Raw genomic sequence first — 662 nt, forward strand, 5'->3', positions numbered from 1 at the left:
AATTAATCGATGTTTTAAGATATTTATGATTTTCAAATGTAGGTATTATTATTGAAAACTGCATTTCTAAATTATAATTACTTAATACAAAATAATGAGTATTGATACAATAAATTATGATACAGCCCTAATTGGATGTGGTTATTGGGGCACAAATATAGCTAAAGTTCTCTCAAAAATAAAAAAAAATAAAATCATAATTTATGATGAAAAGCATTCAAATTCGGTAATTTTAAAAAAAAGGTACCTAAATAAATTCATTATTACTAAGAAATTAAAAACAATTCTTAATGACAAAAAAATACACAATGTTATTTTGGCAACTCCTCCTAATAAAAATTATAATCTTTTAAAATTATGCATTAGAAGTAATAAAAATATATTTATTGAAAAACCAGGCTTAAAAAGTTACGAAGATTTAAAAAAAATTAAAAAACTAAATCATAAAAAAATATTAATGTTTGGGTACATCTACCTATTTAATAATAATATTAAATTTATTAAAAAATATATTTCTTCAAATAAAAATGGAAAAATTTTATATATGAAATTTCAAAGACAAAATTTAGGTCCAATACGTAGTGATGTAAATGCTGCTTATGATCTCTCTTCACATGATTTAAGTATTTTTTTATATATTTTCAATAAATTACCGAAATTAA

1 protein-coding gene is annotated in these 662 nt (G+C 19.9%); it reads left to right on the forward strand.

Going from position 1 to position 662, the window contains the following annotated elements; translation table 11 throughout:
• Window positions 1–94: 94 nt before the first annotated feature.
• Window positions 95–662: Gfo/Idh/MocA family oxidoreductase (locus tag AMN73_RS01380; protein ID WP_179850066.1), on the forward strand; the 568-nt coding region annotated here is incomplete at its 3' end.

It is taken from the genome of Candidatus Pelagibacter communis (assembly GCF_001179965.1).
Lineage (GTDB): Bacteria > Pseudomonadota > Alphaproteobacteria > Pelagibacterales > Pelagibacteraceae > Pelagibacter.